This is a genomic window from Clostridium sp. 2218st1_F5_2218SCRN_220325, from assembly GCF_039062665.1.
Lineage (GTDB): Bacteria > Bacillota > Clostridia > Peptostreptococcales > Peptostreptococcaceae > Intestinibacter.
The window spans coordinates 147,952-169,237 of record NZ_JBCLNH010000004.1; the positions used below are offsets into that span (position 1 = coordinate 147,952).

The 21,286-nt window shown below is 27.8% G+C and carries 15 protein-coding genes; 2 read left to right on the forward strand and 13 right to left on the reverse strand.

Features of this window, described 5'->3' with window-relative positions; genetic code table 11:
* Positions 1 to 414: 414 nt before the first annotated feature.
* The 6 genes from ABCM86_RS04200 to ABCM86_RS04225 form a co-directional block, all read right to left on the reverse strand.
* Positions 415 to 639, reverse strand: coding sequence for a DUF3787 domain-containing protein (locus ABCM86_RS04200; RefSeq protein ID WP_022072257.1), 225 nt, complete (start codon positions 637 to 639; stop codon positions 415 to 417).
* A 122-nt stretch (positions 640 to 761) separates the two neighbouring features.
* Entirely contained in the window at positions 762 to 2,447 is a 1,686-nt protein-coding gene (gene cspC, locus ABCM86_RS04205; RefSeq protein ID WP_295571844.1) for a bile acid germinant receptor pseudoprotease CspC, read from the reverse strand.
* A gap of 44 nt (positions 2,448 to 2,491) precedes the next feature.
* A complete protein-coding gene (gene cspBA, locus ABCM86_RS04210) occupies positions 2,492 to 5,830 on the reverse strand; it encodes a bifunctional germination protease/germinant receptor pseudoprotease CspBA (protein WP_343003538.1) in 3,339 nt (1,112 codons plus the stop codon).
* Between the two features lie 12 nt (positions 5,831 to 5,842).
* Positions 5,843 to 6,052: a hypothetical protein gene (locus tag ABCM86_RS04215; RefSeq protein WP_195931371.1), complete on the reverse strand. Its 210-nt coding sequence runs from the start codon at positions 6,050 to 6,052 to the stop codon at positions 5,843 to 5,845.
* Between the two features lie 110 nt (positions 6,053 to 6,162).
* Positions 6,163 to 7,275: a HAMP domain-containing sensor histidine kinase gene (locus ABCM86_RS04220; RefSeq protein ID WP_343003539.1), complete on the reverse strand. Its 1,113-nt coding sequence runs from the start codon at positions 7,273 to 7,275 to the stop codon at positions 6,163 to 6,165.
* 196 nt (positions 7,276 to 7,471) lie between these two features.
* The gene (locus ABCM86_RS04225; RefSeq protein WP_295575303.1) at positions 7,472 to 8,791 is read right to left on the reverse strand and encodes a hypothetical protein; all 1,320 of its coding nucleotides are present in this window, start codon (positions 8,789 to 8,791) and stop codon (positions 7,472 to 7,474) included.
* 311 nt (positions 8,792 to 9,102) lie between these two features.
* On the opposite strand from ABCM86_RS04225, the gene ABCM86_RS04230 reads away from it, so the two are divergent.
* Positions 9,103 to 10,161 (forward strand): PTS sugar transporter subunit IIC, encoded by a 1,059-nt coding sequence (locus tag ABCM86_RS04230; RefSeq protein ID WP_195930234.1) that lies wholly within the window; start codon positions 9,103 to 9,105, stop codon positions 10,159 to 10,161.
* A gap of 104 nt (positions 10,162 to 10,265) precedes the next feature.
* On the opposite strand, the gene ABCM86_RS04235 is transcribed toward ABCM86_RS04230, so the two are convergent.
* Positions 10,266 to 11,312 (reverse strand): DUF6398 domain-containing protein, encoded by a 1,047-nt coding sequence (locus tag ABCM86_RS04235; RefSeq protein WP_307993835.1) that lies wholly within the window; start codon positions 11,310 to 11,312, stop codon positions 10,266 to 10,268.
* A 279-nt stretch (positions 11,313 to 11,591) separates the two neighbouring features.
* On the reverse strand, positions 11,592 to 11,897 hold the full coding sequence (locus ABCM86_RS04240; RefSeq protein WP_195930236.1) for a hypothetical protein: 306 nt from the start codon (positions 11,895 to 11,897) through the stop codon (positions 11,592 to 11,594).
* A gap of 198 nt (positions 11,898 to 12,095) precedes the next feature.
* On the opposite strand from ABCM86_RS04240, the gene ABCM86_RS04245 reads away from it, so the two are divergent.
* Positions 12,096 to 13,655 (forward strand): nitrite/sulfite reductase, encoded by a 1,560-nt coding sequence (locus ABCM86_RS04245; protein ID WP_343003542.1) that lies wholly within the window; start codon positions 12,096 to 12,098, stop codon positions 13,653 to 13,655.
* Between the two features lie 233 nt (positions 13,656 to 13,888).
* Here ABCM86_RS04245 and ABCM86_RS04250 read toward each other — a convergent pair whose 3' ends face one another.
* From ABCM86_RS04250 to ABCM86_RS04270, 5 genes are all read right to left on the reverse strand, one after another.
* Positions 13,889 to 14,230 carry a cupin domain-containing protein gene (locus ABCM86_RS04250; protein ID WP_295734488.1) on the reverse strand — a complete coding sequence of 114 codons (342 nt, stop codon included), beginning with the start codon at positions 14,228 to 14,230 and terminating at the stop codon, positions 13,889 to 13,891.
* A gap of 117 nt (positions 14,231 to 14,347) precedes the next feature.
* On the reverse strand, positions 14,348 to 15,454 hold the full coding sequence (locus ABCM86_RS04255) for a peptidylprolyl isomerase (protein WP_343003543.1): 1,107 nt from the start codon (positions 15,452 to 15,454) through the stop codon (positions 14,348 to 14,350).
* Positions 15,455 to 15,900: 446 nt separating this feature from the next.
* Complete coding sequence (locus ABCM86_RS04260) at positions 15,901 to 17,271, reverse strand: GntP family permease (RefSeq protein WP_295734484.1); 1,371 nt, start codon at positions 17,269 to 17,271, stop codon at positions 15,901 to 15,903.
* 281 nt (positions 17,272 to 17,552) lie between these two features.
* Entirely contained in the window at positions 17,553 to 19,082 is a 1,530-nt protein-coding gene (locus tag ABCM86_RS04265; protein WP_343003544.1) for an FAD-dependent oxidoreductase, read from the reverse strand.
* A 163-nt stretch (positions 19,083 to 19,245) separates the two neighbouring features.
* Positions 19,246 to 21,213 carry a fructose-specific PTS transporter subunit EIIC gene (locus tag ABCM86_RS04270; RefSeq protein ID WP_295677424.1) on the reverse strand — a complete coding sequence of 656 codons (1,968 nt, stop codon included), beginning with the start codon at positions 21,211 to 21,213 and terminating at the stop codon, positions 19,246 to 19,248.
* Positions 21,214 to 21,286 lie beyond the last annotated feature (73 nt).

Below are 21,286 nucleotides of genomic sequence, written 5' to 3' on the forward strand. Positions count from 1 at the left end.
GCAAGTCAAATATGAACTCCCTAGAAAAGATTTACTTTTTATATTTTTGCAATAAAAATAGCCAGCGCTAAAATAAAAGCCCCAGAATATGAAATATAAATAGCTATATAATTTTGTAAATTCTCTTCTCATTCCTTTCATATTATTTTCCTCCATTTAAAAATATTTTATACTGTTAATTGTAATTCATTTCCATAAATTGTCAACTTATAGTTTTATTTTTATATAAAATTTTATTATAAATAATAAATCTTTATTCTAAATCCCCTTAAAGTTGTAGATTTTTTTGAAATGCATTAACGTAAATTATATTTATCCAAAATATAAAGCTGATTATAATTTCCTATACATTATAAAATTTAGAGGTTACTTCAAAACAATTTTGAAGTAACCTCTAAAAAAATTCTTTATATTTTATAATTTACTTCCATTATCTACCCAATCTTTTGCTTCTTCTGTCATTTCTTCAGATGGAGCAGTTACATTTGTTTCTGGGTAAATATAACCAGGGTCAGTCCATGCAGCTGTATAGTTATTTTCTACAGGTACACTTGAATATAACCTTGCATTCCTTTTTCCACTTAATTGTCTACTTATACCGTGATGTTTTTCATGTTCATCATATCCTTTTTTATGCACAATTACACCTCCCAATTCTTTTTCAATTATTTTATCCAAAAATTAATTATCAATTCATAGAATCGAAAGCTGTAAAATTGTGTCTTAAAATAACATATTTTCACAGTAAAAATTATATTCATTTATAAATTTTCAGATATACGTTGCAAAGTATTTTGATAATTTAAAATCCCATATCCATATGATGTATTTGGATATGTATATATAGGTTTTTGTGTAGCTCCTAGCATCAAATATGTTTTTATAGGTTCACTATATATAGATAATCTATAAAATTCAGTTTGATTTATTATAAATTCAATTAACAATGCTATAACACCACATACTACTGAGCTACTTACTCCCGTTCCTGTAGCTGTATTAAAAGTATTATCTAAATAATTGGATATTATATCCACTCCTGGTGCAACCATATCTAATGTTTCAGCAGGTCCTTTTGATGAACCAATCCATATAATATTTGATTTTGTATTATATGTTCCAACAGTTATAACTTCTCTCAGTAATCCATATCTCGTTATTGTTGAATTAGAATCACTATCTATAAATCTAGTGTTGTCAGAGATTAAATTTTTATTCGGAAGATATGCATTAAACTCCCCATTTATAACATTTTGGCCAGTTATTCTAAGTGTCCATATTCCCGAATATACATTTTTTAAATTTATAGATACTTGCATAGAACCTGTTGAAATCCAAGGATAACTATAGGAAATACTATATGTTACATTTTCTAGATTAAATTTTCCTGCGTATAAGGAAAAATTTGGCGCATAACTTATAGTTGGACTAATCTCACCAAAAGGAGAAATTAATGCTATTTCAAACTTATCTACTTTGTATCCGTCTATTATTATATTTAAATTTTTATCGTCTCCAACTTGAAAATCGATATCTACAGATTCTCCATTTGATATATTTCCCGAATAATGTATATCTGTATTACCTTGATTTCCAGCGCCACTCACTAATATAAATCCTGATTGATATAGTTCTTCAAATGTATTTAATAAAGCTTGTGATATATCTCTTCCAGATGTTGTTCCGACTGTAAAATTTAATATTATAGGTCGATTTATCTCTTTAAATTTTTTGATTATATAGGATATAGCTACTAAAAAATCTGTATTTTGATAATTTATTCTACCTTCCTTGAATAGCGAAATATAACTTCGTAATTTCACTACAATTAACTCAGCTTTTGGTGCAATTCCTTTATAATTTATATTATTTTTACCTTGTGAAACAGCTATACTAGCCGTCACAGTTCCCGTTCCAATTTCATCTCTACTTAAATCACCATTATTATTTGATATAGCTTCATTTATTTCATCTCTAGTAAATTCACTACCAAATAACATACCTTCTGGAGGAGATTTATAATTACTTTCCTGGTCCCATAAATATAAAATTTTGCTACTTCCATCTTCATTTAAAAAATCTTGATTTAAATAGTCTATTCCTGAATCTATAATCGCAATTACAGTTCCTCTTCCTTCCAAACTATTGTACAAATTATTTCCCATATATGCCATATCTGTAGCTTGTCGCACAGGAACACCTTGCAATAAATTATTTGTTATATTTATTAGAGAACTCATCGCATATGATCTTTCCCACCATACTATCTGATTTATATTATTAAAAATATTTTCGTTAAAATTAGATTCCACATATAAAACCATTAACAAATCATTTAAAAAAATATACTGTGTTAAATTATTTTCTTGAAGTGATTGTATTAACCTTTCTTTTTTTCCAGTAAAAATTATATTATACGACCTTATTTCACTATTTAATATTGGCATTTTTACTCTCCTTATTAATTATTTTTGATTTTTTTATATTTAATTTATCTAAATTCTTCAAAAATTTTTCTAGCATTTAAAAGACCATATCCATAAATGAAATTAGGGTATTGTATATTATCTTCTCTATCTGCCCCTAATTGGAAAAATGAATATATACTTTGTGTGAATCCTTGACGTTTATATTGATTATTTTGTGTTACATATTGTAAAAATAATGCTGCTACTCCAGATGTAACGGCGGCGGCGGCTGATGTTCCTGTAATATTTCCATATCTATTATGTGGATAAGCTGAAATTATATTTACACCAGGTGCTACTATATTTGGCTTTTGGATATTTCGTATATTTGGACCCCTAGAAGATGGTGGCCACATAGAATTATTTATCATATCATAAGCCCCAACTGTAAATATATTTCTATCTACAGTTGGAAAATTTACTGTATAAAAAGGATCTGGTTCTAAAAACCTTGTATTTTGATTTATTAAACTTCTATTTGGAAGATATACATTGTAACACCCACTATTAATATAAACACCTGTTAAATTTATTTTCCAAATTCCAGGCGATGCATTATATAAATTTATAGTTATAAATTCTTGACCTGAGTATGATGTTGGGAATACATAAAAAACTGCATAGGTAGTATTTTCAAAATTAAAAATACCACTCTCATTTGTATAATAACCTAGACCTACATCTTTACTTTCTTCTCCTGTAGGTGAGATAATTTTTATATTAACTCTATCTGGACGACAAATCCATAATTCTATCCTTAAAAACTCCTCTTCTTCCTCAATTTCAATTTCAACAGTTTGAGTTTCACCTTTAGATGAAATTTTTCCACTTGCATGTGTCTGTGTATTTCCCTCATTTCCTATACCCGCAATTTCACATTCCCTATATTGATACCATATTGTAGATTGTGTTGCTCTATTTATAAATCCTACATCACTATTAGTACCAACAGATGTGTTTATTATTAATGGTCTTTCCAATTCTCTAGCTTTTTTTCTAGCATAATCTCTTGCTACGTAGTAATATGCATTATTATATTTTCCATCTATTGTTCCAAGTTTTATTACTATAAGCTCACTATCTTTTGCGACACCTTCATAAAGGGAATTACTTACTCCAAGACCAGCACAAATACCACTTAATAAAGTTCCACTTCCAACTTCATCAGTAGATAATGTACTGTCATTTTCACTAATAGCTCTATTTATATCATCTCTTGTATATTCTGTTCCAAAATAAAATCCTTCGGGAGAATTTCCTTCTTTTGTTTGATCCCATAAATAAAGTATTTTACTAGTTCCATCTGCATTTATAAAATCTGGATGTAGATAATCTATCCCTGTATCTGCAATAGCTATTATGACATTTCTACCAGTAAGATTTAAATTTGGATTATTTTTTATATAATTTATATTTTCATCTTCATTTATGGCAAATCCCCCTGATGTCCCCGAAGATACTTGTGATAATAAACTCATTTCTGATAAGCTTTCAACAATTACAACTTCTTCAATCTTAGAAAACTCTCCTGAAAGTATTATTTCAGTATCTGTTTCTGAAAATATACCACTATTTTCACTTAATCGTCTAAAATTACTTTCCAATTCAGATATTTTTAAACTATTAAAAAATCCTTCTGGATTATTAAAATATACAAAAGCAGAATTTACATATGAATTATTTTGTCTTTTAAAATTTAATCTATTTTTTTTTATGAAATTATTAATATACTCTAATCTCTTATATTGTTGTTTTGTTTTTACAGATAAGTCATTATCACTTCTATTAAAATAAATTGAAGACATATCTAAAAAACCATATCCATTTGAATCAGATGGATATGTTCCATTTCTACTTCGTCGTGCATTTTGAAGTAATAATGCCTTTAGTTTTTGTGAATACAAATATAAGTCATTTTTCTGAGTTATTCCCCATTCCATCAATAACGCACAACATCCCGTTACATGAGGAGTTGCCATACTAGTTCCTGTAAGCGCCCCTGTCGTTCCACCAACTAAATAAGAAACTATATTTTCACCAGGTGCTAATAAATCTGGCTTAAAAATACCTTGCATTGTATCTCCTCTTCCAGAAAATGCTGATACTACATCTGTTCTAGAATTATAACTTCCAACTGTTATAACTCTACTTGCCGTTCCTGGCACTGTTACTGTTAAAATATTACTTGGAGATAAAAATCTGGTATCTGGATTTAAACCTTCTGATGTAGGCAAATATAAATCTATTATTCCATCTACGATATTTATTGGTGAAAATTGAATCTTCCAGATTCCAGGTGTGATTTGATTATCAGAACTAAGTCTAATTGTTATTCTTCTTTGAAGTGAATAAGGCATTATTTCATAAAATCTACCTAAAATTGTTGTTCCCCTTATATTATTGGAAATTTCATTATTATTAGCTGAAAGTTCTTGAGTTCTATTATTTGATGAATCTATTAAAGTTATTGTAAATTGATCTACAAAATTAGGCCAAATATTTATATTAAGTACTGTTTCTGATTGACCAACGACAAATTCAACTATCTGCTCATTAGAATTTTTAATATCCACTCTTTTATGTCCACCCTTATTTCCATTATTGCCGGCCGCAACTACCATATTATTTTTCCAATATAAGCACATATCATCTATGTATTGTTCAAATAATGATAATCCTGTATGGGAACCTTCATTTGTTCCATAACTCATATTAATAGCTATTGGTTTACCTAGTTCTAAAGCTTTTTCCAATATAAATTTAATTGCTCTCATAAATTCAGTACTTCTTGAGTAAATATCTGTTTGTCTATTGCCAACTCTAACAATTATAAATTCAGCATTGTTAGCAATTTGTGCACATATAGAACCTACATGTGTCCCATGCATTGCAGTTATTGATACAGGAATATCTTTATTTCCATTTATAGCTTCATTTATATCAGAGTTTGTATATAAAGTTCCTTCTTTAAAACCCTCTGGCGGATTATTTCCAATAGATTGATCCCAATAAAAAAGTATTTTGGAATTTCCCAAGACATCTCTAAATACTGGTAGTGTATAATCTATTCCAGAATCTATAAGACCAATCAAAGTGCCTCTTCCGCTTAAACCTGTTCTATTTTTAAAAGATGTTATTCCAGATGTTGAAAAACTCTGTTCATCTTGTGTTTCAAGTATAAATGGTCTTTCTATATATTCTATCTCTGTATAATCTAAAAGTTGATCAAATAAATTTGGATCAGTTGATATTATAATGGCAAAATTGTCGTTTAATATCTCGATACTTACATTCAATTCGTCTTCTAGTTTTAATATATCTCCATTGTATTTCACAATTATTTCGTATTCTATATTAATCACCCCAATCAAATTTTATTTGTTGTTTTCTTTTATCTTTTTCCCTAGTCTAGACATCATATTTTTAGAATAATTGGATATATTTTTTGGAATACACTCATAAGTAGCGAGCATACTATATATCTCTAAAGCTCTCTTGTAATCTTTTTTTCCTGTATATGCTTTATATGCTTCTTCAGCAAGCTTTACACTCAATTCATTAATTCTCTTTGCTCTTTTTATCACAAAAATTACCCCTATCTAATCTTTTTGTTAATATTATTCGTAAAAAAAACAGATTATACCTAATCTAGGTAATAATCTGTTTTGTTGTTTATATATTAAATATTTAAAATTTAATGTAAATCTGAAAAAGCTACTCTTATATTTTGTATTCTTTCATCTTTTGTCAATTCATATTCATCTTGCGTTTCGTCTTTACTTGTTAATGTATTTGCTATTTTTACGGTAAATTCACTCCCTTGTCCTAGTTTACTTTTTACAGATACAGAGCCATTGTGTAATTTGGCAAAAGTCTTTACTAAAGAAAGTCCAACTCCTGTGCCTTGTTTGACAATGCTTCTCTTATCATTGACTCTTTCAAATATTTTGAATATTCTCTTTGCATTTTCTTTAGATATTCCTATGCCATTATCCTTAACCTTTATATATACAAAGTCTTTATCATGACTTAATGAAACAAGTACTATACCATCTTTTTTCTTTCTAAATTTTAGAGAGTTAGAAATAAGATTTAGTACTATTTTTTCAATCTTTTCCGAATCAAATCCCACCACTAATTCTTCAATATCTGTGTCAAATATAATATTCATCTCATTTATATTTACAAAATCTCTTACAGACTCACATATATCCTCTACAAAATAAACAATGTCCTGGTTAGTAGGATTAAATGTTTCATATCCTAATTCTATTTTTGATTTTGATGATAAATCATTTACTATCTTCATAATTCTAAATGAATTTCTTTTAACTAATTCTACATGCTGTAAAATATCTTTTGGATATATATTTTTCTCAGCTTTCTTTTCTATAAGTTGCATAGTAGCCAATATCATATTTAAAGGATTTTTTATTTCATGTGATATAAAACACATAACTTCTCCCTTATCCCAATTATAATAATTCCTTATATTTGTTATGTCAGTTGATGACTTTTCATTTATATTTTTAGAGTTACACTCTATCTTATAAAACAAAACACTAAATTTACATTCATCTATTTTTTCTATTTGTAAATTATAGAAGTTTTGCTCTATTTTTATTTGTCTAGAGTTAGAATTTACTATACAGTCAGTTATAATCTCTTCTATAATGTAAGAAGCTGATTCTGTTATAACTGATTTATATGCTACATTTGATTCCGTTATAATCGCATGATTATTTTGGAATTCAACTATTACCAATGGTGTCGGACTTTTTAATAATATATTTTTATAATTACACACAACCTAAATCCCCCTATTAGTTATAATGTCCTACATAATCCCCATGTATGAAATATTTATATTTTGAAACAGACTAGTTTTATATAAGTTTACTTATTCATTCTGATTATAACACAAAAAAAGTATTTTTTATGTTTTTTTACAAAATATGTTAATTCTATTTTGCTATTATATTTTTTATTATAATAATTAAAATTTAATTTGAATCATTATCTGAATCAGTCTTCTCTGAATCATCGCTATTTTCACTGTTTTCTACTTTATAAATTTTACTTTTTTGTGAGACTTGATTTTTATTACGTGCAACTACATATATATCATAGTCAAATTCTTTCGATTTTTTAGAATCAAGTGTAATTTTTTCGTTTATTTTGCCATCTCGTTTTGTAATATTGTCTTTATCTATAGTTTTTACTAATTCATAGTCACTATTTTCTAATTTATTATCTTTTATATATACTTCATATGTTTGTGCATCATTCATTTCATCCCATTCTAAATTTAGTACCAAATCATCTTCCATAAAATAATAACTTAAATAAAATCCTTCGACAGCCTTATCTTCTATGCTAATTTCTTTTACTGTGATATATACATATTTTTTAACTTTATTTTCACCACTTCCACATGATACTACTAGTTTTTCTACGCCTTCTCTAATACCTACAATTTGACCATTGCTATCTAATCTTATTTTTCTCTGTACTGGTAGCTTATTTTCTGCAAACGCATATTTTACTTTTGGTGTTTTTAAATTTTGAGGCTCTGTTGTAACAGATGCTTGTATAGTTGTTGTTTCTCCAATATCTAGACTTATGTTTTTCTTAACACTTATACTTTTTAATTTTGCAACTATATTATATTTAAATGATTCTTCTTTAAAATCTGCTCTTGCTGTAATTGTTGCATTTCCAACACCTACAGCATAAATTTTATTATCATCTACTTTTAATACATCTTCATTAGAACTTTTATATTCAACTTTGTATTCTTCGTTGAATCTATCAAAGTCTACTTCTACATAGTCCTTTATACTTGCCATATCACCTACATATTTTAAATCTCCATCTATTTCTGCATTTAAGTTGACAACTTTAGGATTTACTACTAATATGTTAAATCGCTTTAATATTTTATTATTTTGAACTATTGCGATAGATGTAAGTCCTTCTTTTTTCCCTGTTATTTTGACAGTATTTTTAATATTTTTAGAGTTGTCTCTTATTTCTACTTTATTATCTTCGTCTAGACTTTTAAATTCAACTACTGGATCTTTTGCATATGATGGAAATTTCACATAATCACCAGCTGAAAATACAACTCCTTTATTCAATTTGATAACATACTTATCTATATCTTTTATGTACTTCCCTTTTACTGCATTTACCTCAATTCCTTTTATTTGTGGTTCAAATATTCCAAGCTTAAAAAAATAATATTGTGAAATAAATAGAAGGGGAATAAGTAATATGATTATTATTATTTTTTTGTTTCTATTTAATTTTATGTTTTTCATATAATCACTCCCTCATCAAATTAATTAACTAATAATTATTTCTTATATATATTTTTATTTATATTCAAATATATTCAAAATCAATAGTGCAAATACCTTTATTTTACTCAATAGTTTCAATTATACTTATTAAATTATTGGCAAAATTTATTTATTTTAAACATACTATAATTTGTTTTAACAATTCTTTTAAATATGTTGTAAACTTCACTGTAATTTCATTTGTAATGTCAGCTAAAAAATACTATAATTTACCTAGGATTATTTTTAGAAATATATTACCTAAATGGTATAGAAAGGAATTATTTTAAATGGAACAAATAAGACAAACTAAACAAAGAAGGAGTTTTTTAGAATTTGCAAAAGACAAAAATATTGAAATATCAGTTCAAAGATACTTAATAGATGCGCTTAGTTTTATGGCCTCTGGTTTATTTGCATCTTTATTAATAGGCACAATATTTAATACTCTAGGTCAAAATCTTCATATATCATTATTTACTGATGTTATTAACCCTCTTGCAAAACAAGTTACAGGACCTGCTATAGCTGTAGCAATTGCATATGGGCTTCAAGCACCACCACTAGTAATGTTTTCTTGTGCATTGGTCGGAGCTTGTGGTAATGAGTTAGGTGGACCTGTAGGTGCATTTGTTGCAACTATTTTTGCCTGCGAATTTGGTAAATTAGTTTCAAAAGAAACAAAAATAGATATATTAGTTACACCTGCTGTAACTATATTAATAGGTGTGTTAATTGCTGAAGCCGTTGGACCTGCTGTTTCTGCATTTATGACGGGATTTGGTAATGTTATAATGAGTGCTACTGAAATGCAACCTCTTTTAATGGGCGTGATTGTCGCAGTATTAGTAGGTATAGCTCTAACACTTCCAATAAGTAGTGCTGCTATATGTATGATGCTTGGACTTAGTGGACTTGCTGGAGGTGCCGCTACTGTCGGTTGCTGTTGCCAAATGGTTGGATTTGCTGTTATGAGTTATAGAGAAAATGGAGTCGGTGGTTTATTTGCTCAAGGCTTGGGGACATCTATGTTACAAATGTCTAATATAATAAAAAACTGGAAAATATGGATTCCTCCAACATTAGCCTCAGCAATTTTAGGTCCTCTATCAACTATGGTATTTAAAATGGAAAATATCGCAATTGGTTCTGGTATGGGTACATGTGGTTTAGTAGGACAATTTGGTACAATAACTGCAATGACTGAATCAGGAAATACATCAAGTATGATGTGGGTTGGAATATTACTTCTTCACTTTATTCTTCCTGCTATTGTAACATTAATAATATCAGAATTTATGAGAGCTAAAAATTGGATTAAACCTGGCGATTTAAAACTAGATATATAAATATTTTTTATAGAATAAAAAAAGAAATTATACTTATCTATAGTTGAAATAAATATAATTTCTCAATATATTCAAACCAAAAAAGGCTATTTAATAGCCTTTTTTTATTTTACTACTGCATTAACTAACCATTTTAATGCGCCTTTAGTACTTTTCCATAACGCGAAGTTTTCATTGTAGTAGTAAGTAGCTTCTGTATATAACACAGGATCTATTACTGAACCAGACATTCTTAAAGCAGCTGTCCATTGCATTAGGAATAATCCTATGTATTTATTTTTTTCTACTCCGTCTTTTATTGCAGATTTAGCAAAGTATAAGTTTCCATTTTTAAAGTAGTATAATGCTTTGAAGTAATCCCATTGAGCTGAGTCTTCATTTTTGAATCTTGCGAATAAGTCATTTACTGCTTTTCTATCATTTTTTGCTATTAATAAGTTTATTAATTTGTATCTGTTTCCTTGAGTATCATTTTCGTCCATTTTTAATAATAACTCGAACATTTCTCTAGCTTCTTTGTGATTTTTGTTGTTCATTAATAAAGTAGCTAAATCTTGAGCTGCTATCATGTATGGTCTAGCAGACTCATTATTCCAGTAGTTAGTTGTATTTTCTCTATCAACTATCATTTCTTCTGCAACAGCCATAGCTTGTCTTAAATAGTCTAATCTATCTTCAAATGGTAAATCTTCGTGAGCAAGTCCCATTAAAGCTTTGTATTTTGCAGATTTAGTTTCATCTTCTGTTAATTCTTTTGTAGCTTCAACTTTTACTTCTTCAGCTTGTACAACTTCTACTGTGTTTTCAGCAGTTACTGCTGCTTCAGCTACTACAGTTTCTTCACCTTCAAATAAAACTCTTAATGCATCTGATTTACTTTTTATTGTTTTTGAACTAACACCAGTTTTTTCAGAGAAAGCTTTTTTTGTGATATACATAGGATGTGATCTTTTAAACATTTCAGCATCTTCTAATACCATGTTTAATATAGCCGCTACCCATATATCACATCTAGATGAAGTTAATAGTTCTCCGTCTTTTTGCTCTATTTTTGCTAGAAGATCTAAACTCATATCTTTGTATTGTTCGTTTAGATTTTCTTTGCAATATTCTACTATTGCATTTCTAATTTCATTTATTCTGTCTTTCATCAATATCCTCCCGAATCAAATTTTTAACCTCTATTATTATATCATTTTCTTAAAAAGTCTTCATTTAAATAGTATAAAATATATATTTTACCTAAAATTAAATTTAAGTCTAAATTCCTAAGGTTATAAACTTATGTTTATTTTCAACATACTTTATATAATTTATCATATATTGTATACCTATGTCAAAGTTTAACTGTATACTGTTAAAATATAATTTTAAAAAGTGTTTTTTGATTCAGAATATTATTTATTTATATACAAAATCTTCATCAATTATTAACAATTTTTCGTATAATCTGACATGTAAATAATTGATTTTAAAAAAGCTCCCCTTGCAACACATTCCGTAAGTCTTAAAAAGATTATATTAGCTTCGTCTTCTTTTATCTCTTCTAGTACTATTTCTTGTTTTTCATCATAATATATTGTTTTAAAAAAATCCTTTGTATCTATTGCAATTTTAATAATTTTATTCAAATCTTTATTAATTAACACCTTATTCTTTTTATGCATTATTATATTATTTTCAATTTCATCTAACATACTATCCAATTTATTTATTATAGATTCATATACCTCCATTATATTCCTCCAATTTATTATATTTTTACTTATGACATACATAATTAAATACTACATATTTTAATTGTAATACAAAAGTAAGTTTACTAACAATTTTTCTTTTATTTTCAATATAGTTTTTATAAAATCTCTATATTAGGATAAAACTCACTTTATTGGAGATACTATTAATCAGATTTTAAAATAGGCGGTGTACTTATGAATAATTTCAAAAAAACTCTATTAAATGAAATTCCCGAATTTAGAGATTATACATTAAATTATTTAAATGGAAATATATCTACAATGCAATATAAAGAATTTGCAGCAGGCTATGGAGTTTACTCTGAATTAAACAAAAAATTATTTTTAATTAGACTAAGAATTTCGTGTGGGATTATGTCTAGATCGCAACTTCATACAATTTATCAAATCGCTAATAAAAACAATTTAAAATCTATACATATAACTACTAGACAGTCAATTCAATTTCAAGACTTAGACATGGATAGTACCGTCAATATAATGAAACAATTAATAGAAAATGACATCTATACTAAAGGTAGCGGAGGTAATTTTCCTAGAAACGTCGGTCTTTCTCCCCTATCTGGAGTAAATATTAAAGAGAGCTTTGATGTTACTCCATATGCTCTAGCTACTGATAAATATTTTTTAAATAAAATAAATACTTATAATCTTCCTCGAAAATTTAAAGTTTATTATTCAAATTCACAAAATGACTATGCATATGCTATTACTCAAGATATGGGATTTATAGCTACTCTAAAAGAAAATAAGCCTTATTTTGAAGTATATGTTGGAGGTTCATTGGGAAAAGAACCTAAAGTAGGGTTAAAACTTCCACATCTAATAAATCCTAGCGATGCATTATTTTATATCGAAGGCATGATTGAATTTTTTAAATCAGAAGGAGATTATAAAAATAAACATAAATCAAAAATAAGTTATATGATTGATAAATTAGGAAAAGATGAATTTTTAAAAAGACTGTACTTATACATCGATAAACAAAGGCAAAATATAAATTTAAAAATAAATCCAACTCCTATCAATTATAATAAACAAGGAATAGATATCAAATGTGATAACCCTAGATTATTTAAACAAAAACAACAAGGATTATATTCAGTCTATATCCATCCATTAGGAGGTATGTACAAATTAAAAGACTTCAAATGTTTATTAAAAGAACTAGATAAAATTAAAAATCCTATTATTCGTTTAGGAATGAACCAAGAAATATATATATTAAATTTAGATGGGCAAGAGGCTAAAAAAATATTAGATACTACAGAATGTATAAACGGCTGTACAGCATTAGAAAACAGCATATGTTGTATCGGTACACCTATTTGTAAAATGGGTATTTGCAATAGTCAAAAATTACTGTCTGATATTATTACTTATTTTAAAATAAATAGCAAAGATAGAGAAAATTTAAAAGTTATGCCACAACTATATATATCTTCTTGTAAAAACGTATGTGGATTCCAACAAATCGGATGTATTACTTTAGTCGGAACAATGAAAAGCATCAATAAAGTTAATGTAGATTGTTTTGAAATGAATATAAATAAACTTTTAAATGATAATAAATCCATCCAAATAAAATCATTAGGATGTTTCAAAAGCTTTGATATTTCACCTATGCTATATGAAATAAGTGAAAAATTAATAGAAAATAATATTGATTTTATTAATTTCGTAAATAATTATAAAAAAGAATTTTCTAAAATAATTAATAAATACAAAATATAAATTCTTATAAAACTTTATATATATTATAAAAAATTCGCTTCGCTCATAGCGCCAACGACTTCGTTCCGTTGCTTAAAATTCGCTTCGCTCATGGCGCCAACGAATCAAAGATTCAGTTGCTTTAGTTAATAGATTAGAAATTATACATTATCCATAAACCAGATAATATATAATTTCTTTAGAATAAATAAAACTGTAGAAATAAAATATATATTTCTACAGTTTTATTTATTTTATAAATTTATTATAACAGCTAAAAATACTAATTCTTCATCTCCTATATTTTCGATATAGTGTTTAGTATTAATGGCGTATACAACATCTCCTTCATTTACTTCTACTATTTTATCACCATCTAAAACTTCTCCCTTGCCACTTAATATATAGTAAACCTCATAGTCCTTATTATGTTCATGTAATCCAACTGAACCGCCAACTGGAACACTTAATTTTGCAAATACTTTAGCTTTATTTTTTAGCTCATCCCCTTCTATCAACAATTCACGAGTTATGTTTCCTTTTCCCCCTTCTATAGGACCAACAACCTTTGTCAATTCATCTTTTCTTCTTATCATTTGTATATCCCCCTTAAATTTTATTTCCATTTAATTAAATAATACATCACAATTTTACAATATAAAAGCATTATCTAAATTTTAAATTATTTAAAGATAATGCTTTATGTTTTTATATTAACTTTTTAATTGAACATCGTATTTTGTATATAAATCTTTCATTAAAGTAGTTTGTTTTGTCTTTTCTAATGTACTTATTAGGTCATCTTTAACATCATCAAAATCTTGTACTTTTTCACCAGTTTTCTTTATTATATGATATCCCGCACTCGTCTCTACAACCTCTGGGTATATTTCGTCTATTTTTAATGAAAATGCAGCTTTTGAAAAAGCACTTACCATTTCATCTTCTGTAAAATATCCTAAATCCCCTCCACTAGATGCACTAGAGTCATCAGAATACTCTTTTGCCAATGTTGCAAAGTCGTCTCCATCTAATGCCATTTTTAAAACAGCTTCTGCAGTTTTTTTGTTTTCTTCTATTTGTTCATCGCTCAGTTTTTTATTACTGCTGTCATAATTTGAAATTAATATATGTGATGCACGAATTTGTTGGAAATCATCTTGATTCTTTTCATAATAATTTTTTGCCTCTTCTTCACTTACCTCGCTATATTCTTCTAGATATTTAGCACCCATTAATTCCTTTTTTATACGCTCTTTTAATTTATCTTCTGTAAGATTGAATTTTTCAAAGTACTCATCTTCTGTTAAATTGTACTGAGAGTTGATATTTGCTATAGTAGTATCATAATTTTCTTGTACTTGGTCATCTGTTATTTCAACCTTGTTTTCTTTAGCTTCTTTATATAAAACCTCAATATTTACTAAGTACTCCAACATTGTCGATTCATATGTAGAAATTTGTGACTCAGTCAGTTTTTGTAACCCATTTGCATAAAAAATAGGATCCATAACACTTTTTAAATCTTTTCCTGTTATTTTGCTATCACCGACACTTGCATAAACTTCGCTATTAGAATAATATCTATGGCTTGCAGGTAAAACTCTTCCATATGATAAACCTCCATAGAAAGCTCCTCCAACTACAGCAACTAAAGCACATACTAGCGCTACTTTTTTCATTATTTTTCGCTCTTTTTTCTCATCTTCTGTCATAATTACAACTTTATTTGGTGTTTCTTTAGTTTCTTGATTATTATCTTCTAAATCTTTATTTATTTCTTTAGAAGTATCTTCTACCTTTTTCTTTTTATTGAACATTCTATCCTCCTGAATAATTTATATATTTTAAAATCTAATATCGACAGATTTATTTTAATTATTTAATAAAATTTAACATTTGTATTATATCATTATTTTTACATGATTTTTTTAAAAAAATATTACAAATTGTTGAATAGTAAAATAAGTTTTAACGAAAATTCACTTTGTTCATGGCGCCAACGACTTCGTCCGTTGCTTAAAATTCACTTTGTTCATGGCGCTAACGATTTTGTCCGTTTTTACCTTATAATAAAAACCTTAATTTATTCTTAGTTATTTGTTTGTTATTATCTAATGAAAACAAAGACACTATCAAATATGACTTTGATGAAATAGATGATTTAAAAGAAATTAAGCCTCTGTTTGAGGAAATTGTTAAAAGATATATTTAAGATAATAAAATAAGCCAGGAAAGTTATAAAAATTTCTGGCTTACATTTATTTTAAATATATATACTCACACCTATTACAATTATAGCTGTTACAATTATCGGAATTAATACAGATGTTACAAATATATCCTTGTATGATTCTTTGTGAGTAAGACCACAAATAGCTAGAGTTGTAATAACTGCTCCATTATGAGGCAATGTATCAAGACCTCCACAAGCTAGAGAAGCTATTCTATGTAAAATTTCAGGTGAAATATTTAAATCACTCGCCATTTGCAGATAAGTAGGTGCTAAAGCATCTAAAGTAATTGTTAATCCTCCAGAAGCAGATGCTGTAAGTCCACAAATTAAATTTACAGATAAGGCTTCTGATATTATAGGATTTGACGAAATATTAAATACAAAATTTTGAACTACTGAAAAAATAGCCAATGATTTAATCACACTGCCATACCCAACAATTGCTGATGAATTTAATAAAGGTCTAAAAGAATTAGTAACACCTTCATCTAAAACACTTTTTATGTTTTTGATTTTTTTAAAATTAGTAATAACTAAAAATAAGTCTGCTATAACTATTGAAATTATAACACTCCATGTTCCAGATACATTACCTAAAGTTGTATTAAACTTTTCTAAATAGGCTCCATCAACTGAAGGATAATATGCTTTTGAGAAAAATAAGTTTGATGCAAATATAATTAAAATAGGTACAATTGCCACAAGTATATTTGGTAGTTTTTCATCAGTTAATTTTTCATTTTCTATATAATCTCCATATCCTTCATGATTATTTCTAGCTTTTTTAGCTTCTCTACTTAAATAAATCATTCCTAATCCTAACATTAACAAACTTGCAATTATACCAAGTAAAGGCGCTGCAAAAGCATCTGTTCCAAAGTACTTCATTGGGATAACATTTTGAATTTCTGGTGAGCCTGGAGCTGCTGTCATTGTAAAAGTAAATGAACCTAATGCAATGCATCCAGGAATAAGTCGTTTTGGAATATCTGCTTCTTTAAATAAACTCCTCGCTATAGGATATGATATAAAAGCAACTACAAATAAAGAAACTCCTCCATATGTAAGTAGCGCTCCCGATAAAACTATAGATAATATAGCCTTGTCGCTACCTAATTTTTTTGTTATAAAATGAGAAATAGATTTTGCATAATTTGCTTTTTCCATTAATATAGCAAATATGGCTCCTGTCATAAATAACGGGAAGTAATTTTTTACAAAACTCGAAAAGCCTGACATATATACTTCTGTATAAGATGCCATCAGATGGCTATCAAAACCAGTAGTTACTATAAGTGTTAATAGTGCTACTATTGGTGCAGTGATTATTGTTGAATACCCTTTATATGCTAAAAGCATAATGAGTACAAGTGATAAAATTAATCCTATAATGCTAAACATTTTTTATTTAGTGTTGTAGTAACAACACTACTCCTTCCATACTTCTTTTATATTTTATAAATTCCCCAATTTTTTATATTTAATCTATTTTTCCAGATTTAATCTGTAAAGATTTAAATTTATCTATAAAATTCTGTGATTTAAGGCATACTCTTGCTACTATACTTATAGAAAATGGATATAAATATTAAATAAAAATAAGCTAGTGAAATTCCAATAATCTCTGACTTATTTTAAATTTTGGTGACAAATAGGTGTCAAGTTTAAGTTTTTTAATAATCTTATACTAAATCAAGGTCAATATCATTATCCCCGATTCCAATCAATTTCAATGGTTTAAGCGCTGGTCCATTTAAGATACTTCCGTCATAATTAAACCTAGACCCATGACATGGACAATCCCAGCTTTTTTCAAAACTATTGAACTTTAGTTCACATCCTAAATGTGTGCATGTTATATCGACAACAAATAATTTTCCATTTTTGTCTCTATATGCTCCATATTTATCCCCATCTATAACTACTACTTTTCCCTCTTCTTTTTGTATATTTAGCTCCATACTTCCCTTTTTAATTTTGCCTTTTATATAGTCATAAGCCATAATGGTATTTTCTTTTAAGTAGTTTAAATTTAAATAACTTCCTGTTCTAGATGGGTCAAACAATTCTTGGTATTTTGATTTATTATTTAAAATTAAATCGGTTATAACGATACCTGCAACAGCGGATGTACTTATGCCCCACTTACAAAATCCCGTAGCAATATATATATCGGGCTCATCTTTGCTTATATGGCCTATATAAGGTATATTGTCAGTTGTTATATAATCTTGTGTAGACCATTTATATTCTAATGTTCCTATTTTGAAGTTATTCTTTGCAAATTCTACAATATCGTTAAATATGTCATTTTCATTATCGCATTTACCAGTTTTGTGGTCAAATCCTCCACATACTAAATAAGATTTATCTCCATCAGTATACGTTCTTACAGTTTTTGATGGCTTTTCTATATTTATAAACATGCCTTTTGCGATAGGTTTATTTAGCTTTGAAACAGTTAAATATGATCTATATGCCTGCTCTTTTGTAAAATAAAGTCCTAATTCATCATGCCATATATTTGATGATGCTATTACAACTGATTTAGCCTTAATTGTTTTATCGTTTCTTGTCTTTACAATATAAAAATCTTTATGTTTTTCAAGTCCTACTACTGGTGTATTTTCATATATTTCAATACCTTTTTCTGAAATAACTTTTGCTAGACTATCCATATATTTTTTAGAGTTAAATTGAGCTTGATTGTCTAATTTAAGGGCGCCTTTTATATCTAGGGGAAAGTCTTCTATACTATTTAAATATTCGTATGGTATTTGTAGTTTTTCACAGATTTTATATTCATTTTTTAGTTGATTTAAATAGTCTTCGTCTTCAGTAAATATGTAATTAGGCAAATTTTCAAAATTGCAATCTATATCGTATTTTTTTACTATATCTTTAATTAATTTAAGTCCATCTTCATTAGCTTCATAGTAAAGTCTTGCCTTTTCTTTTCCATATTTTTTGCTTATATTTTCGTAAATCAATCCATGTGATGATGTTATTTTTCCAGTATTTCTTCCTGATGAACCATATCCAACTTTATCTGACTCTATAACTATTGTTTGTTTATTTTCTTTGCTTAACATATAGGCTGTATGAAGGCCTGTAAGACCTGCTCCTACTATTAAGTAGTCTATTTCTATATCTTTATCTAAAGTGGGATAACTTTCACCTTGATTATTTATTATCCAAAATGAATTTTCCATATTAAACACCTTTTCCTTAATTTTTTATACTATTGTATTGTTTCCAATATTAGAAAATATATTTATTAATTTTGTATAAATAAAATTTGCCACGAGTAAAACTCGTGGCATCAAGGGTTGTGTTTATATATGAGTTAATTTGTATTTTATCAATTTAACCTAATTAACTTACTTTTTTCTTTTTTAATAATCCTAGTATTAATCCTCCAAATACTGAACCTATTACTAATGCTACAAAATACATTAGTGGATTACTTATAACTGGTAATATAAATATTCCTCCATGAGGAGCTCTAGATCCACAGCTAAATGCCATTGATAATGCACCAGCTATTGCTGAACCTACTACACAAGATGGTATTACTCTTACTGGGTCTCCTGCTGCAAATGGTATTGCACCTTCTGTTATAAATGATAATCCCATTACATAATTTACTATACCTGATTTTCTTTCGCTTTCAGTAAATCTATCTTTAAAGAATGTAGTTGCAAGTGCTATTGCTATAGGAGGTACCATACCGCCTATCATAACTGCTGCCATTATTTCAAATTGTTCAGGTCCTGCATTTGCAACTGTAAGTTGTGCAGTACCAAATACATATGCAGCTTTGTTAAATGGTCCACCCATATCAACAGCCATCATTCCAGCTAATACAGCACCTAATAATATCTTACTACTTCCACTCATTGATGATAAGAAGTTGTTAAGTCCTGTATTTATTGCACCCATTATTGGATTGACAGCCATCATAAATATCGCCATTAATAATATACCGAAGACTGGATAAAGTAATACTGGTTTTATACCTTCTAGTGATTCTGGTAATTTAGAGAATATCTTTTTAAGCAAAAGTACTATATATCCTGCTACAAAACCTGCTAATAAAGCACCTAAAAATCCTGAACTTATTGGATTAGAATTTGCAAAATCCATTACATTTGTAAAAGTATATCCATCTTTCGCTATAACTCCACCTACGAAACCTACTGCTAAACCTGGTCTATCAGCTATACTCATTGCAATATAACCTGCTAATATAGGTAACATAAATCCAAATGCTTGTTCACCTACAGTTTTAAAGAATGCTGCAATCGGAGTATTTTTACCAAAGTTAGCTGGATTTATGCTATAATCATCTAGTAAAAATGCTATTGCTATTAATATACCTCCACCTACAACAAATGGTAACATGTGAGATACGCCATTCATCAAATCTTTATAAAATTTTCTTCCTAAACTCTCTTTTTCATCCGTACTTTCTTCTGAATCATTACTTACTCCATCAGCATGATATACAGGAGCATCACCTTTTATTGCTCTATTTAATAATTCATCGGCTTTATGTATTCCATCTGCAACTTTAGTTATTATAACTTTTTTGCCATCAAATCTATTCATTTGAACTTTTTTATCAGCTGCAACAATTATGCATTTTGCATGTTCTATTTCTTCTTTTGTTAAAGCGTTTTTTACTCCACCAGAACCATTAGTTTCAACTTTTATTGTTATTCCTTTTTCTTCAGCCTTATTATTTAAGTTTTCTGCTGCCATAAATGTATGCGCTATACCTGTTGGACAAGCAGTTACAGCTAAGACCTCAGGATATTTATTATTTTCTTTAATATTTTGAGATTCGTTATGAGTTTTAACTTCTTTTGATTCTTCTGGGAACTTTTCAGTTTCTTTTTTGTCTATTAATGATAAAAATTCATCTACGCTTGTTGAATTTATTAAACTATTTTTAAATTCCTCATCCATAAGTATTGTAGATAATCTTGATAATACCTCTAAATGTGTATTATTTGCACCATCTGGAGCTGCTATCATAAAGAATAAATTAGATAAACTTCCATCAAATGCTTCATAGTCTATACCATCTTTTGTTATACCTGCTGCTAGACAAGCTTTTTTTACTGCTTTTGTCTTTGCATGAGGGATTGCTATTCCTTCGCCAACTGCAGTAGTACTCAATTCCTCACGAGCTAAAATTGCTTCTTTATACTCGGCTTTATTGTTTAAATTTCCACTTGCATCTACTAAATCTACCATTTCATCAATTACATCTGGTTTAGTTTTAGATGAAAGGTTTAACTTGATAGATTCTTTTGATAATAAATCTGTAATTCTCATAACTCCTACTCCTTTTCATAATTATTAAATAGTATTATTGCCTTTATATATTTGTATTATTTTTCTTTATAAT